Raw genomic sequence first — 14,185 nt, 5'->3', positions numbered from 1 at the left:
TTATGTGATCCGCAGAATGGCTGATGGGTCATAAGATCAAGTTAAGGGATTGGGTTAAACGCTAAATTTTGCCCTGTCCCTTATTTATTTGTGGACAAATGTGTTCCCTAAGTTAAAATGCGCTGTCAAATTCTGAGTTACTTGTAACAACGGTCACACTGTATTTGTAATTTCACGGTAGTATGCAAATTTTAACAACTTAGCTTACATTTTTTTGTACACTGACTCAATGCGGTCGACTCTGATGGAATTTTTCTACTTTGGTGGGATTTTTACCAATATTACGAGCTAATGATTCTAGAATAAAAATTACTGGAATTTGAGTAGTAATGTTTAAAGTCTCATTGATAACTTCTGGTTTGACATTATATGAAAAATTAACGTCGGATAATCTGGCCAGAGTGCAGTAGCTATTGTTAGTGATGCTCACAATGTGGAACTTTTGTTCTTTTAACTTGACTGCTTCCTTAATAACCTCGGCAGTTTCGCCACTGACTGACAGTAAAATTGCAATTTGATTCGAATCGCGGTCGAGATCATAGGGAAGTGGGTAAAATGGATCTACATTATAAAAAGCATTGATCCTGAAATTCGAAAATTGCCGGGCACCATATTGTGCCAAAGTGCCGGAAGTCCCGATTCCAAAGAAGAGAATCTTATTAGTATCTTTGACAAGCTTTTTAAAGGCATTGAGTTCGTGTGAATACTGTTGTAACAGCGGACGGTCGAAATATTCTGTACCTAAATCAAAAATTTCTGTATTAAAAGTTCCAGCGAGCTCCTTGTCTTGCAGGGCTAGCTTTTTTTGCTTAAGGCTAAATTTAAATTCATAGAAGCTATCATAATTCATTTTCTTAATACATCTCATAATTGAAGCCGATGAAACATGAATAGTAACGGCTAATTGGCGGATGCTCAAGTGCATGACTTCATCAGAATGAGAAATTAAATAGTTATAAACTAAAATTTCTGTCGGTGTAAAATTTTTTAAATCAACCATAAGTTTGTCCTCCGCTTTCTCTCTACTGCAATCGCTAGTTAGATTATATAATGAAACGCTACCAAATTCCAAAATTAGCCAATGTTTCTTTTTTTGAAATATGTAACCGTTTATAGTAACTATCTAGTAACCACCAATGGTTTCTTGTATTATGAAGGCGTAAGAAAGAAAACAGCTATTCTGAATTTTAGTAAGCGGTTACATTGATACTGATAAACAGTTAGCGGTTTTTACATTTTGGAATGATAACTAAAAATTGGAGGGGAAAGTCATGAGTACAGATGAGCAAAAAGTAACAATTATGTTGTGTTGTGCAGCAGGGATGAGCACGAGTATTTTGGTCAAAAACATGCAGGCAGCAGCTAAAGATGAAGGTGTTAATGCCAAAATATTTGCAGTTCCAGCGGCTGAAGCTAATGAAAAACTTGCACAAGAAAAGATTGATTGTATCTTACTAGGTCCGCAAGTGCGTTATATGCTGGGGTCTTTTAAAGAAAAAGTTGCTGCGCAAAACATTCCAGTGGATGTCATTAATATGCAGGACTATGGAATGGTAAAAGGTGATCGCGTACTGCAACAAGGGCTTAAGCTGATCAAGTGAATTTTCAAAGGAGGCAGAAGGAACATGAATGATAAAGTTGAAGATGAACAAGCTTTAATGCAGGCTATGGGACTGATTAGTAACGCAGGTAACGCTAAATCTTTAGCGATTGAAGCTGTTCATGCTGCAAAGAGTAATGATTTTTCACAGGCGCAAGCTAAATTGAAAGAAGCTAACGAATCTTTAATTCAAGCGCATAACACACAAACGAAGATGTTAACGAAAGAGGCTAATGGAGAGCATGCCAAATTGACTTTATTGACAGTCCATTCACAAGATCATTTGATGACCGCGATTACTTTTATTGATCTTGCGACAGAACTGATTAGTGTTTATCACAGATTAAGTCAAATTGAGCAGCGTCAGGGCTAGTTTGGAAGGAGTGTTATTCTGATGAACAATTCAGATACTTTTAAAGAAAAAATGACTTCTTGGGTAGGAAAATTTGCGGGATCAAGATTTGTTAGGGCAATCATGGAAGCTGGGTATAGTGTAATTGCATTTTCAATTATTGGTGCGGTTTTCCTAATTCTGCAAGTTTTACCACAAGCTTTTCAAATTCCTGGTTTTGCAAGTCTTTATGCAAATACGCTGGGACGCTTTGCCAATTTGTTTCAAGTTGCATATAACTCAACAATGGGACTGCTTGCGCTGATATTTGCAGGAACGTTTACCTACAGCTACACTAAAATATATCGTGATGAGGAACATCTGAATTTAAACCCGCTCAATAGTTTGTTGATGTTTTTAATGGCGATGTTTATTACAGTACCACAATTAGTGTGGAAAAATGGTTCAGTGCAGTTTGTGCAGTCACTAAACAAGGACAATATTATTGGTGGCGGGTATTCAGTTTCAGTTTCTGGAATAACAAGAATAGCGGCGGTCGGGATCTTTACCGGCTTAGTGGTTGGTTGGCTTACGGTTCAAATCTATCGCTTTACTATAAAACACAATTGGTCAATTAGGATGCCCGATGCGGTACCAGCAGGTGTTGCCAATTCGTTCAGTGCTTTGATTCCTGGCTTTTGTGTCGCAACGGTGGTTTCATTACTCAACTTACTGCTTGTGATCGGAGGCACCGATATCTTTAAGATTCTTTATATTCCATTCTCTTTTGTAAGCAGCATCGCTGACACCTGGTGGGGCTTCCTAGTAATTATTTTCTTAATTCATTTCTTATGGTGGTTTGGTATTCACGGAGCCACAATAATGAGCTCATTTTATACTCCGATAGTTCTCGCAAATATGGCTGCAAATGTCAAAGGAGCAAATAATTTCTTTGCGGGTGATCCGATGAATGCGTTTGTTATTATCGGCGGTTCTGGGGCAACACTCGGGATGGCAATCTGGTTGGCCTCAAAAGCTAAATCAGTTCAATTAAAAGAAATTGGCAAAGCCGAACTTGTGCCAGCAATTTTTAATATTAATGAGCCAATCATATTTGGGTTGCCAATTGTGTATAATGTCAGGCTTTTCATTCCATTCGTATGTGCGCCACTTGCTTCAGGAATTGTGGGTTATTTTGCAGTCACTTCGCATTTCGTACACAAAATAATTGTACAGCAGCCTTGGCCGACACCGGTTGGTTTAGGCGGTGCGATCGCAACGACTAGTTGGGAAGGTGCAGTGTTGGCAATCATTTGTGCCTTGGTCGCCTTTGTAGTCTGGTATCCATTCATTAGACAATACGACCGCGAGTTGTTGAAAAAGGAACAGGCTGCTGAGCAAAAATAAATGCAAGTTTAGCACAAGGAAATTGTGATCACAGCACACCAACTTTTTCCGACTCCTTAATTCACAGAGGTAAAATAGAACGATTTGAATTGAGATTCAGTTCAAAGTATGCATTAATTGCGGTATTGCGAACTGGATCTTTTTAGCGTGTTGAATAGGTTAAAAATAGTCGAATCCCGAAAAGTTCGAATGCAGCTTTAAAAAGACAGAGTGTCATTAGATGGAGAGTGATTTTATGGAAAAAGGATTTGCTGGTGGAAAAGATGAACAAGCGGTTGCGGTACATTTAAAAAGTGCGCTATCCCTTATAGCGTTGAAAACTCTGCTAAGTAAAAAACTTGCTTTGAGGACCGCTTTATTCCATCAGTTTATTAGTAATAGGATGGCTATTTTGGAGTGTTGTCCTAAGCTTTGTGTCCCTTGAAATAAAAGAAAAGTTCAGCCAGCGAGGACCATATTTATAGATTGTTACTAAGGTTCTCATCACTGGAATTGGCGCTGCTTGAGAAAGTTGCACGGCTAGCAATAATTAGGGCGTTGTTTAATCACTTTTTCAATGATAAGCTAGGGGCTGTGACAAAAGTTAAATTTTGGCACAGCCCCGCTTTTATTCTGGATAAACGTGTGCCATAAGTCAAAATTCTCCGTCTAACTTCGAATTATTCATAGCAAGGTACTCGCTATGTTCATAATTTCGAGTTAGCACTCAAATTTTCCCGACTTATGTCACACTCTCTTTTGGAATAAGAATAGCAATAAATTAAGAGATTTTGGTGGCAGGGGGAAGAGCAAATGACACTTGAAAAACATCAACAATGGCTAAAACGATTTTATGAACGGCGTGGCTGGTATGAATATTCACCGTTTGTGCATGCCAATTTTTTGAACGAAGAAACCGGCGAATTAGCGCGCGCGATTAGAGCAATTGAAATCGGACGTGATCATCCCGGTGAAGATAAGGCTTCAGTGACGGCACTAAGAAGCAACTTAGAAGAAGAACTTGCGGATGTTTTGGATCAGGTAGTAATTATTAGTAGCAAATATGAAATTGATGCCCGTTCCTTGCTAGCAGCCAGTGAAGCCAAGCTTAAAGAACGCTTTGATGACGAGCAATAAAACTTAAAGGAGTAGCTTGTTGATGATTACTTATACTAATAAAGAAAAAATAGCAGCAACTGATTTGGCACAGCTTTTTGAAGCGGCTGGTATTCATAGACCTATCAAGGATTTACCGCGCTTGAAGTTGATGCTGGATAATGCAGATATTATTTGGACTGCTTGGGATGCCGGAAAATTAGTAGGGATTGCGCGTGCGTTGACAGATTTTAGTTATGCGTGCTACTTATCAGATTTAGCAGTTGCTAAAAAATATCAAAAGCAGGGAATTGGGAAAAATCTAGTTGAGCGAGTCCATACTCAAATCGGCCCTGATGTAGCACTGCTTCTTTTAGCATCACCTGCAGCTCAAGGTTATTATCCTAAATTAAAATTTGAAAATATTGAGAATGCATTTTTAAAAAAAAGGCGTCCATTTGCATAAATTTTTAGGATAGCAATTAGCGCACGTGTGTAGCTGCAATAAGAAATAAGATGGGTGTGACATAAGGCGATATAATTTGAGTACTAATACGAATTACGAATACAGCACATATTTTGCGATGAGTAATCCGATTTAAACGGAGAATTTTGAATTATGGAACACTTTATCAGAAATAAAAAGAGCAATTTGATCAAAAGTTAGTTTTTGATCAAACTGCTCTTTTTTGTGCTACAAGATGAAAAACGCTGTAATTCAGGGCTTAGACTACGGCGGTTAAACGCTGTGTATCGCACTGCTAACTTAATGTCACAAAACATATCAACAAAAAGATACCTTAAGTGAGCAGAAGCCGCTGAATTACTTGCGATAATAAATGTCAAAAAATAATGCTGAATATTACATGACTGATAAAGAATATCTATTAACATGTAACCAGTAACATTTTGTTTTTATACATTATTGTGACTGTAGAAGTGGTAACCAGCTTTTGAAAACAACAAATTTCCAGAGATATGCAATGTTATATTTGTTGACATTACATGTATAAATGAATTATGGTCTTATTAAGCTTTAATTTGCTTTTAATGTTGGGAGTGGTGAGTTTGTATCAGAAACTGGTAAAAATGTCAGATGCACAAAGAATTGAAGCCATTACACGTAAACTGGTTAGCGTCAAGAGTGTTAATGGGACTGGTGGGGAAGTTGCAATTGTTGAGACAGTAGAAGAAATTTTACGTAGTTTTCCTATTTTTCAAATGCATCCTGAGTGGGTCTGGACTCAAAAACTTCCAGGTGATTCGTTGCAGCGAAAAAATGTTTTTGCTTTCATAAATAAGGAAAATGCCACTAGAACAGTTATTTATCATTCTCATCTGGACACGGTTGGAATTGATGACTTCGGTGCAATAAAGCAAGCTGCACTAAATTCTGACGAGTTGACCGCGTATTTTAAAAATTACAGTGCAGACTCAGATATTCAAAAAGATGCTCTTTCCGGAGACTGGCTTTTTGGGCGTGGGGCCTTGGATATGAAAAGCGGGGATGCCGTTAATCTGGTTAACTTGTTGTACTACAGTGAGCACCCTGAAGAAATGAGCGGTAATCTGCTTTTTATGGGCAATTGCGTTGAAGAAAATGATCACAGTGGTGCGATCGCTGCATTAGCTGAGCTGGAAAAGTTAAAAAAACAGCAGCATTTAAGTTACGAAGTTGCCGTTAATACGGATTTTATTAGTCCAAAATATGCCGGTGATCAGCAGAAATATATCTATTATGGAGCTGCAGGCAAAGCTTTAACGTGTTTTTATATTAAAGGAATTGAGACGCATGTGGGAAATACTTATGCGGGGATTGATTCAACTTTAGTTGCCAGTCGGATCAATACTCTAATTAACAATAATCCAGAATTTGTTGAAGAAATTCCAGGAGAAGAAATCTTGCCCTCCTCGTGTTTGTTATTGCGGGACCAAAAGGACTTTTACAATGTTCAAACAGCTAAAGTCACACATCTGTATTTCAACACGTTTACGTATCAACGCCCAGTGTATCAGATTTTGCAACAGTTAAAAGAAGCCGTTCAAAGTGACTGCGCAGAACTGGTTGCAGAGTTGATAAAAAAACAAGCTGCCTATCTGAATAAGCTATCATTCCCGGCAACTGAAGACAAACGTCAACTTAAGGTTTTTACTTTTACTGAATATTTGCAGTCCTTGCGGCAAGCCGGCGTTCAAGTTGAACAATTGATGCATGACTTTTGGGAAGCACATGCAGATATGGATAAACGTGAAGTTGGTTTTGCGCTAATTGATTATTTAGATAAGCAAGTTAATGATAGTACAGCAAAAGTTGTTCTGTTCTTAGCACCTCCTTTTTGCCCACATAATAGTGTTGCAAAAGACTCAGCAGTTTATCAAAAACTGCAGGCAACATTAACCGCTTATGGGCAAACCGAGAACTTTAAAATGAAACAATTTTTCCCGTATTTATCGGATAGCAGCTATTTGGCAATTGATGAAAATGAAGAAGAAATCGGTAAACTGGCTGAGAACTTTCCACTGGCTGAGCAGATTTATCCCTTACCTTATGCCAAGATGCGCGCGCTAAACATTCCAGCTGTTGATATTGGGGTTTTTGGCAAGGGAGCACATACTTGGAAAGAGCGCGTTTATAAGCCCTATTCATTTGAAATTTTACCAAAAATAATCCGTGATTTTACAACCAAAGTCTGGAAGGAATAAGGAGAAAAAATAATGTTTGTACGTAATGGCACTTCAAAATTAAAGAAAGTCCTGCTTTGTCCACCGACGTATTTGAATGAGGCAGCTCCAATTAATGAAATTTCTAAAAAATATGCAGGTCAACCGTTGAATAAAGAAAAATTAACTACTGAATTCGAACAAATCGTGTCAGCTTATCAGTCAGCGGGAATTGAAGTTGAATTGCAGACGCCCACACCGGAGATGACAAATGCGGTTTTTGCACGTGATTTTGGAGGGTGTGTCAAAGAAGGTTACATTTTAGGCAGATTCAAAAAGGAGCTGCGCTTTCCTGAAAGAAAGGCATATGCAGATAAGTTGCGGGAATTGGGAATTCCTAAGATTGCTGAAGTTAAAGAAGGTTATTTTGAAGGTGGAGATTTTGCCTTTTTAACGGAAAAAGAGATTGCGGTAGGAATTATTGATCGCACCAATCAGAGGGGGTTTGAAGAACTCAGGGCTGCTTTGACACCACTTGGATATCGAGTTTATCCGGTACCAGCTGATCCACGGTATCTGCATCTCGACATGTGTTTTAATCTTGTAGCTGATCATTTGGCAGTTGCTTACCGTGAAGGGCTGCCAGTCGCTTTCTTGGAATTACTGAAGAAGCTTGAAATTGAAATCATTCCAGTTCCGGAAGAGGCCATTTTCAAACATGGGTGTAATCTTGAAAGCCTAGGAGAAAAGCGAGTTTTATCGCTTAAACAAAATCAAACAGTTAATACACAACTGCGCGAACATGGAATGGAAGTAATTGAATTAGATATTACAGAAACGTTGAAAGCTGGGGGCGGTCCGCACTGCATGACCTTTCCACTAGCGCGGGGCTAACAAAAAATGGAGGAATAATTATGAAAAAGACTTTCAAAAAAGCTTTGGGGATTTTTGGAGCAGCACTAGCACTTAGCTTGGTGCTTGCAGGATGCAGCAGTCAAAGTCAGGATAATAGTGTTAAAAAGATTCAGGACAAGAAGACATTAGTCGTTGGGACATCAGCAGATTATGCCCCTTTTGAATTTCCAATTATGCAAAATGGCAGTAAAAAAATTGTCGGATATGACATGATGATTGCACAAAAAATTGCAGATGATTTAGGAGTCAAACTTAAAATTGAAAACACAGAGTTCCCCTCACTGATTTCTGAACTGAAGAATAACAAGGTTGACTTGATTATGGCAGGGATGGTTTCAACCAGTCAACGTAAGAAAGTTGTTGCCTTTTCAAAATCATACTATACAGTTCAAAATGTGTTGTTGGTGCAAAAGAAAGATGCAGATAAATTCAATAGTGTAGCTGATGTCAAAGATAAACAAATCGGCGCACAGCAGACTACAACTCAGGAATCAATTGCTAAGTCGCAGTTGAAAGGCAGTAATGTTGTTACGGAAGGTGTGCTAACGAGCTTAACAACTGAATTATCGCAAGGTAAGTTGAGTGGGGTTGTTGTCGAAAATGAAATTGCAAATAATTATATTAAACGTTACCCGGACAAGTACGCGATCGCCAAAGTTAAGTTGACCACACCAAAGGATCAGCGGTCAATTAATATTGCTGTCCGTAAATCAGACAAAGCATTACTAAAACGTGTTAATCAACAATTAACCAAGTTAGAGAAGAATGGACAGTTAGACAAGATGTTCAAGCAGGCACAAGAATTACAGTTGAAGAGTGGAAAATAGGCAAATCAAGTAAAGGGTGAAGTAAATGTTCGATTTTTTAAAACAGTACTATCCCGTTTTTGTTGAAGGAACTGCACAAACCATTATTATTTCTATTATTGGGATCTTAATTGGAATTTTGCTGGGATTGATCTTTGTAATGATGCGGCTATCTAAAATAAAGGTTCTCTCCTACATTGCACGTGTTTATATTGCAATTGTTAGGGGAACACCAGCAATGATTCAAGTCATGCTGATTTATTATACGCTATCTAAAGTTTTAGAGGTACCTCAGATTCAATTTCTCGGATCTGGTCTTGATCGTGTAATTCCAGGATCGATTGCTTTGGGGATTAATTCGGGAGCATATACTGCTGAAATTTTCCGCTCTGGAATTATTTCGATTCCTAAAGGCCAGACAGAAGCTGGGCTTTCATTAGGTTTGAGTGACAGAACTACTATGTTTTCAATTGTGTTACCGCAAGCTGTCCGCAATATTTTACCAGCACTTGGGAATGAATTTATCTCACTAGTTAAGGAATCTTCAGTGCTATTTTACATCGGTGTTCAAGAAGTTACCGCTCAGGCGTTAGGTGTTGGTGGAACATTGTACGATTTTGTACCACCATTAATAGTTGCAGCATTAATCTACTTTGTCTTGACCTTTATTCTGTCACAGCTAATGCAGCTTTTGGAAAAGAAGATGGGCCGCAAGTACTTGCAGAGTAACTAAAGGAGGCTGAGAAGATGAGTGCTGAAGAGAAGATTATTGAAGTTGACAATCTAAAAAAGTCGTTCGGTGAAAATATAGTTTTAAAAGATATCTCGTTCAATGTTAAAAAATCTGAAAAAGTTGTCTTGATTGGTCCTTCTGGCGGCGGAAAAAGTACGTTGCTGCGTTGTTTAAACCGACTAGAAGATGATTATGAAGGAAAGGTCCTCTTTGAGGGTGAAAATGTTAATGGTGCAAGCAAGGAGAAGTTGCGTGTATTAAGACAGAAAATGGGAATGGTTTTTCAGCAGTTTAATCTTTTTCCACATAAAACAGTCTTAGAAAACATCACCTTCTCTCCAATTAAGTTGAAATTAGAAGCACCTAAAATTGCAGTTGCTCATGCCCATGAGCTGCTCAAACAAGTCGGATTATCAGAAAAAGCCGCAGCTTATCCGCAATCCTTATCAGGTGGACAGCAACAGCGAGTCGCAATTGCACGCGCTTTGGCAATGAGACCAGAAGTCATGCTCTTTGATGAACCGACCTCGGCACTTGATCCAGAAATGGTGGGGGATGTTTTAGATGTGATGGAGGGGCTGGCCAAAGATGGCATGACGATGATTATCGTGACACATGAGATGTCGTTTGCCCAAAATATTGCGGACAAGGTTTTATTTATGAACGACGGGATGATCGCAGATAGCGGCACCGCTGAGTATATTTTTAAAAAGACTAATAATACACGGACACGTGCATTTCTATCTAAAGTAATGTAACTGTCTGCAAGGAGTGAAGTACAGTGAAGTCATTATATGAGCGTTCGCTTGCTGTGTTGCCACCGGTAGCTAAGCGTGCGACACAACTTGGAGTCGTTGCAGGTCACGGAGCCTATTTGACTGATGAAAAAGGTGAAGAGTACCTTGATTTTGCAGCTGGGGTTGGAGTTGTTAACTGTGGTCATAATAATCCAATAGTAGTTGCGGCGGTTGAAAAACAGCTACATGCCTTGGTTCATGGTGGTCACAATGTTGTTTATTACCCTTCTTATATTGAGTTGGCAGAAAAACTCGTCAAGCGTGTTGGCCCGGACTATAAGGTCTACTTTTCCAACAGTGGGGCTGAGGCTAACGAAGGTGCAGTCAAACTGGCACTGAGTGTTACTCAACGAAGCGGGATCATTGCTTTTACCCATTCTTTTCACGGGCGCACTTTGCTGACGGCCTCAATGACAGCTTCAAATGCACAATATCGTAAAAATTATGCCGGAGTTTTACCGCCCGTATATCATGTTGATTTCCCAGATATTTACAATACGAGTTTAACGCCAGATCAAGAGATCACTCGCTGTCTAGAGCAATTAGAGCAGCTTTTTCATAATGTTTTAGCGCCTTCACAGGTTGCCTGTATTGTGGTAGAGCCCGTCCAAGGTGAAGGTGGATATGTGCCAGCTCCACAGAAATTTTTAGTTGAATTACGGGCAATTTGTGACCGTTTTGGGATTCTTTTGATTTTTGACGAAGTTCAAAGTGGTTATGGACGTACCGGACACTTATTTGCAAAAGACTATTATGGCGTTGAGCCGGATGTATTAACCTCCGCCAAAGGAATCGCAAATGGAATACCGCTAAGTGCTGTGCTGGGTAAGCGAAAGTATATGGATCGCTGGGAACCAGGAGCACATGGGGGAACATTTGGCGGCAATCCACTTGCTTGTGCGGCAGGCTCAGCAGTGCTGGACATCATGGATGAGGAATTTTTGCAGCATGTACAAGCAACTGGTGCTTATTTTACGGCTAAGTTGCGCCAATTACAGGAAAAATACTCTGTGATCAGCAGTGTCCGTGGACTAGGGCTAATGATCGGAGTTGAGTTTAGGAATGAGACTGGAAAACCAGCTACTGAATTAGTAGCGGCAATTCGCAAAGAGGCTTTAAATCAACATTTGATTCTCTTGAACTGCGGCGTTTTCCACAATGTCATTAGGTTTATTCCCCCTTTGATAATCGGCAAGAAAGAAGTTGACAAAGCGGTTGAAATTTTTGCTAAAAGTCTTGCTGTGAGCTTGAAAGAGGTGGGTGAAAATTAATGGGCTATACTGTGACTAATCCGTATACAGGAGAAACATTGAAACAGTTTACTACTGCAGACGATGCAGCAGTGGAAGAGGCTTTAACACAAGCCGCACAATTTTATCAGCAGCAAAAATCAATTTCGGTAGCTTCTAGGGCAAAGAAGCTACAGCACTTTGCCAAAATTTTGCGGGAGCATAAAGAGGAGTTAGCACATGAGGCTGCCTTGAATATGGGAAAACGGCTGATTGAAGGTCGAGGAGAAGTTGAATTATGCGCCCAACTTGCAGAATACTATGCAGCACATCTCGATTTACTAGATGCGAAGCCATATACGTACGGAACAGGTAAAAAGGCACTTTTGGAATACCACTCGCTTGGAATTATTATGAGTATTGAGCCATGGAATTTCCCATATTCACAGGTTGTACGGGTCCTCGCACCTAACTACTTAATTGGTAATCCAGTAGTGTTAAAACACGCAGGAATTGTTGCAGGATGTGCGGACTTGCTAGAAAAAATGGTGCAAGCAGCCGGTTGGGAAGCAGGAGCATTTAAAAACCTGTTTGTATCTCATGCACAAGTAGCTCAAATAATTGCTGATCAACGGGTGCAGGGAGTTGCATTGACGGGTTCGGAAGAAGTTGGCAGCACAATTGCAGGTGCAGCGGGGAAAAATCTGGTTAAATCAACGATGGAATTAGGGGGCAGTGATGTTTTTGTGATTCTAAATGATGCAGATGTGCAATTAGCAATTGCAGACGCAACCGCTGCACGTTTGCGTAACAGTGGGCAGGTTTGTACTTCGGCCAAACGCTATATTGTTGAAAAAGAAGTTGCTGCAGCATTTATTGCTGGAATCCAAAAGACTTTTAGTGCTCAAAAAATGGGGGATCCACTTGATGAAACAACTGAATTAGCACCACTTTCCTCGCATAACGCGGCAGTTGAGCTGCAAAAACAAGTTGAGATTGCAATTGCACATGGAGCTAAAGTTTTGGTGGCAGGTGGGATTGTCGCTGGTCAGGGGAACTTTTTTAAACCGGTAGTTTTGACGGATATTACACCTGCCAACCCAGCCTATTATCAGGAATTTTTCGGCCCAGTGGCACAAGTTTTTATTGCGGAAAACGATGCAGCAGTTGTGGCTTTAGCAAATGATTCGCACTATGGATTAGCAGGTGCGGTCTATGGAAAAGATGAAGTACGCGCTCATCGAGTAGCCTCACAGCTTGAAACAGGGCAGGTCTTTATTAACAGACCTTCAGGTGCGCATCCTGAATTACCGTTTGGAGGTATCAAGCATTCTGGTTATGGAAGAGAAATGAGTGATCTGGGATTATATGAGTTTACTAATCAAAAGATTATTGTCTTTAAGTAGCCGCATGATAAGGCAAAGCTGGCTAGAACCAGAGAGGTTATGCTTTTAAAGAACAGTGAATATTTTTATTAATTAAAAGACGAGGTGACTGGATGTCAGAGTTGAATTTTCGCAGACAAGTAGACGATTGCCAACCTTATATTGCAGGCGAGACTGAGGCTGCAGTACTGAAAAAGTATCACTTAGAATCGGTGGTTAAATTAGGATCAAACGAGAATCCTTATGGCCCATACACTAACGCACGTGCAGCACTGCAAGAAAGCTTACAATATCTTAACCGGTATCCGGAAGATGACTATGTTGATTTGATTGCAACGATTGCGGCCAAGAATGGACTCACAAGTCAAAATGTTGCTTTGGGTGGTGGAGCTGGAAATGTGATTGAAACGACTTCCCGTTTGTTTTTAGATGCAGGTGATGAAGTCTTAATTGCTACACCAACTTATCGGCTCTATCGTGAAGTCTCGTTGCTGATGGGGGCAAGTGTCAAAGAAGTACCGGTCAGGTCTGATTTTACAGCCGATTTTGAAGCTTTTAAAGCTGCCATTACGCCAAAGACAAAGCTGATTTGGTTGTGCAATCCTAATAATCCTACTGGGGTGGTCAATGACCCACAGGAACTTACACGTTTTATCGATGAAGTCGGCGATCATGTTTGGATAGTTTTGGATGAAGCTTATGCAGACTTTATTCAAGCCGGACAGCGTGCCCAATTGACGGACAAACTTGAGCAGAAAAAATTAGTAATCATTCGCACCTTTTCTAAGTACTATGGGCTTGCAGGCGCGCGTGTCGGATATATCTTGGCCCGACAAAAAGTAATTTCAGCATATGACACAATTACTGAACCATTTTGTGTTAACCGTTCTGGACTCTTTGCTGCACGTGCATCCTTATTGCTTGATCAGGCAGAGGCCAGTGAAATCAAGGAAAAAATATTGCAGCAAAAACAGCGAGTGGTTAATGAATTAGCACAACTTGAGGTTGAAACAGTGCCATCGCAAGCTAATTTTATTTTTGTTAAATTGCCGGGAAAGATTGCTGCTGGACAAATTGCAGCGCAGTTGATGGCACAAGGAGTAATTGTGCGTGAATGTGGTGCGTGGGGATATCCACAGTATCTTAGAATTACAATTGGCAAAGCCGCTGAAAATCAACGCCTTATAACTGAGCTCAAGCAATTATTACGCGTCAAGGTTAAAGAACAGTAAAGACGATTTTGACAG

At 39.9% G+C, this 14,185-nt stretch carries 15 protein-coding genes; 14 read left to right on the top strand and 1 reads right to left on the bottom strand.

Features of this window, described 5'->3' with window-relative positions; all coding sequences use genetic code 11:
• Positions 1–226 precede the first annotated feature (226 nt).
• On the bottom strand, positions 227–1,000 hold the full coding sequence (locus tag FD50_RS10680) for a MurR/RpiR family transcriptional regulator (protein ID WP_082610523.1): 774 nt from the start codon (positions 998–1,000) through the stop codon (positions 227–229).
• Positions 1,001–1,271: 271 nt separating this feature from the next.
• Between FD50_RS10680 and FD50_RS10675 the strand changes: the two genes are divergently transcribed.
• The 14 genes from FD50_RS10675 (at position 1,272) to hisC (ending at position 14,170) form a co-directional block, all read left to right on the top strand.
• A complete protein-coding gene (locus FD50_RS10675) occupies positions 1,272–1,601 on the top strand; it encodes a PTS sugar transporter subunit IIB (RefSeq protein WP_056961608.1) in 330 nt (109 codons plus the stop codon).
• A gap of 24 nt (positions 1,602–1,625) precedes the next feature.
• On the top strand, positions 1,626–1,973 hold the full coding sequence (locus tag FD50_RS10670; protein WP_054755843.1) for a PTS sugar transporter subunit IIA: 348 nt from the start codon (positions 1,626–1,628) through the stop codon (positions 1,971–1,973).
• A 21-nt stretch (positions 1,974–1,994) separates the two neighbouring features.
• Positions 1,995–3,338, top strand: a complete 1,344-nt coding sequence (gene celB / locus FD50_RS10665; RefSeq protein ID WP_056961606.1) for a PTS cellobiose transporter subunit IIC — start codon at positions 1,995–1,997, stop codon at positions 3,336–3,338.
• Positions 3,339–3,573: 235 nt separating this feature from the next.
• Positions 3,574–3,762, top strand: a complete 189-nt coding sequence (locus FD50_RS10660) for a hypothetical protein (RefSeq protein WP_054755847.1) — start codon at positions 3,574–3,576, stop codon at positions 3,760–3,762.
• Between the two features lie 368 nt (positions 3,763–4,130).
• Entirely contained in the window at positions 4,131–4,454 is a 324-nt protein-coding gene (locus FD50_RS10655; protein ID WP_054755848.1) for a MazG nucleotide pyrophosphohydrolase domain-containing protein, read from the top strand.
• Positions 4,455–4,476: 22 nt separating this feature from the next.
• Entirely contained in the window at positions 4,477–4,878 is a 402-nt protein-coding gene (locus FD50_RS10650) for a GNAT family N-acetyltransferase (RefSeq protein ID WP_056961604.1), read from the top strand.
• A gap of 584 nt (positions 4,879–5,462) precedes the next feature.
• Positions 5,463–7,115, top strand: coding sequence for a M20/M25/M40 family metallo-hydrolase (locus FD50_RS10645; protein ID WP_187328414.1), 1,653 nt, complete (start codon positions 5,463–5,465; stop codon positions 7,113–7,115).
• Positions 7,116–7,127: 12 nt separating this feature from the next.
• A complete protein-coding gene (locus tag FD50_RS10640) occupies positions 7,128–7,967 on the top strand; it encodes a dimethylarginine dimethylaminohydrolase family protein (RefSeq protein ID WP_056961600.1) in 840 nt (279 codons plus the stop codon).
• A 20-nt stretch (positions 7,968–7,987) separates the two neighbouring features.
• The gene (locus FD50_RS10635; protein ID WP_056961598.1) at positions 7,988–8,815 is read left to right on the top strand and encodes a transporter substrate-binding domain-containing protein; all 828 of its coding nucleotides are present in this window, start codon (positions 7,988–7,990) and stop codon (positions 8,813–8,815) included.
• 25 nt (positions 8,816–8,840) lie between these two features.
• Positions 8,841–9,527 (top strand): amino acid ABC transporter permease, encoded by a 687-nt coding sequence (locus FD50_RS10630; RefSeq protein WP_056961596.1) that lies wholly within the window; start codon positions 8,841–8,843, stop codon positions 9,525–9,527.
• Between the two features lie 14 nt (positions 9,528–9,541).
• A complete protein-coding gene (locus FD50_RS10625) occupies positions 9,542–10,285 on the top strand; it encodes an amino acid ABC transporter ATP-binding protein (protein WP_056961593.1) in 744 nt (247 codons plus the stop codon).
• 23 nt (positions 10,286–10,308) lie between these two features.
• Positions 10,309–11,595 carry an aspartate aminotransferase family protein gene (locus tag FD50_RS10620; RefSeq protein WP_056961592.1) on the top strand — a complete coding sequence of 429 codons (1,287 nt, stop codon included), beginning with the start codon at positions 10,309–10,311 and terminating at the stop codon, positions 11,593–11,595.
• A complete protein-coding gene (locus tag FD50_RS10615; RefSeq protein WP_056961590.1) occupies positions 11,595–12,959 on the top strand; it encodes an aldehyde dehydrogenase family protein in 1,365 nt (454 codons plus the stop codon). The genes FD50_RS10620 and FD50_RS10615 overlap by 1 nt, the downstream gene beginning before the upstream one ends.
• A 92-nt stretch (positions 12,960–13,051) precedes the next feature.
• Positions 13,052–14,170 carry a histidinol-phosphate transaminase gene (gene hisC, locus FD50_RS10610; RefSeq protein ID WP_056961588.1) on the top strand — a complete coding sequence of 373 codons (1,119 nt, stop codon included), beginning with the start codon at positions 13,052–13,054 and terminating at the stop codon, positions 14,168–14,170.
• Positions 14,171–14,185 lie beyond the last annotated feature (15 nt).

Origin of the sequence: Liquorilactobacillus satsumensis DSM 16230 = JCM 12392 (assembly GCF_001435195.1) — a bacterium.
GTDB lineage: Bacteria > Bacillota > Bacilli > Lactobacillales > Lactobacillaceae > Liquorilactobacillus > Liquorilactobacillus satsumensis.
The sequence above is the reverse complement of the archived record's forward strand: the minus strand, read 5'-3'. Positions and strand labels throughout refer to the sequence as shown.

Excerpts from the sequence above, each read along its gene's own strand:
- FD50_RS10680 (WP_082610523.1), bottom strand. The coding sequence starts at position 1,000 with ATGGTTGATTTAAAAAATTTTACACCGACAGAAATTTTAGTTTATAAC.
- FD50_RS10675 (WP_056961608.1), top strand. The coding sequence starts at position 1,272 with ATGAGTACAGATGAGCAAAAAGTAACAATTATGTTGTGTTGTGCAGCA.
- FD50_RS10670 (WP_054755843.1), top strand. The coding sequence starts at position 1,626 with ATGAATGATAAAGTTGAAGATGAACAAGCTTTAATGCAGGCTATGGGA.
- celB (WP_056961606.1), top strand. The coding sequence starts at position 1,995 with ATGAACAATTCAGATACTTTTAAAGAAAAAATGACTTCTTGGGTAGGA.
- FD50_RS10660 (WP_054755847.1), top strand. The coding sequence starts at position 3,574 with ATGGAAAAAGGATTTGCTGGTGGAAAAGATGAACAAGCGGTTGCGGTA.
- FD50_RS10655 (WP_054755848.1), top strand. The coding sequence starts at position 4,131 with ATGACACTTGAAAAACATCAACAATGGCTAAAACGATTTTATGAACGG.
- FD50_RS10650 (WP_056961604.1), top strand. The coding sequence starts at position 4,477 with ATGATTACTTATACTAATAAAGAAAAAATAGCAGCAACTGATTTGGCA.
- FD50_RS10645 (WP_187328414.1), top strand. The coding sequence starts at position 5,463 with ATGTTGGGAGTGGTGAGTTTGTATCAGAAACTGGTAAAAATGTCAGAT.
- FD50_RS10640 (WP_056961600.1), top strand. The coding sequence starts at position 7,128 with ATGTTTGTACGTAATGGCACTTCAAAATTAAAGAAAGTCCTGCTTTGT.
- FD50_RS10635 (WP_056961598.1), top strand. The coding sequence starts at position 7,988 with ATGAAAAAGACTTTCAAAAAAGCTTTGGGGATTTTTGGAGCAGCACTA.
- FD50_RS10630 (WP_056961596.1), top strand. The coding sequence starts at position 8,841 with ATGTTCGATTTTTTAAAACAGTACTATCCCGTTTTTGTTGAAGGAACT.
- FD50_RS10625 (WP_056961593.1), top strand. The coding sequence starts at position 9,542 with ATGAGTGCTGAAGAGAAGATTATTGAAGTTGACAATCTAAAAAAGTCG.
- FD50_RS10615 (WP_056961590.1), top strand. The coding sequence starts at position 11,595 with ATGGGCTATACTGTGACTAATCCGTATACAGGAGAAACATTGAAACAG.
- hisC (WP_056961588.1), top strand. The coding sequence starts at position 13,052 with ATGTCAGAGTTGAATTTTCGCAGACAAGTAGACGATTGCCAACCTTAT.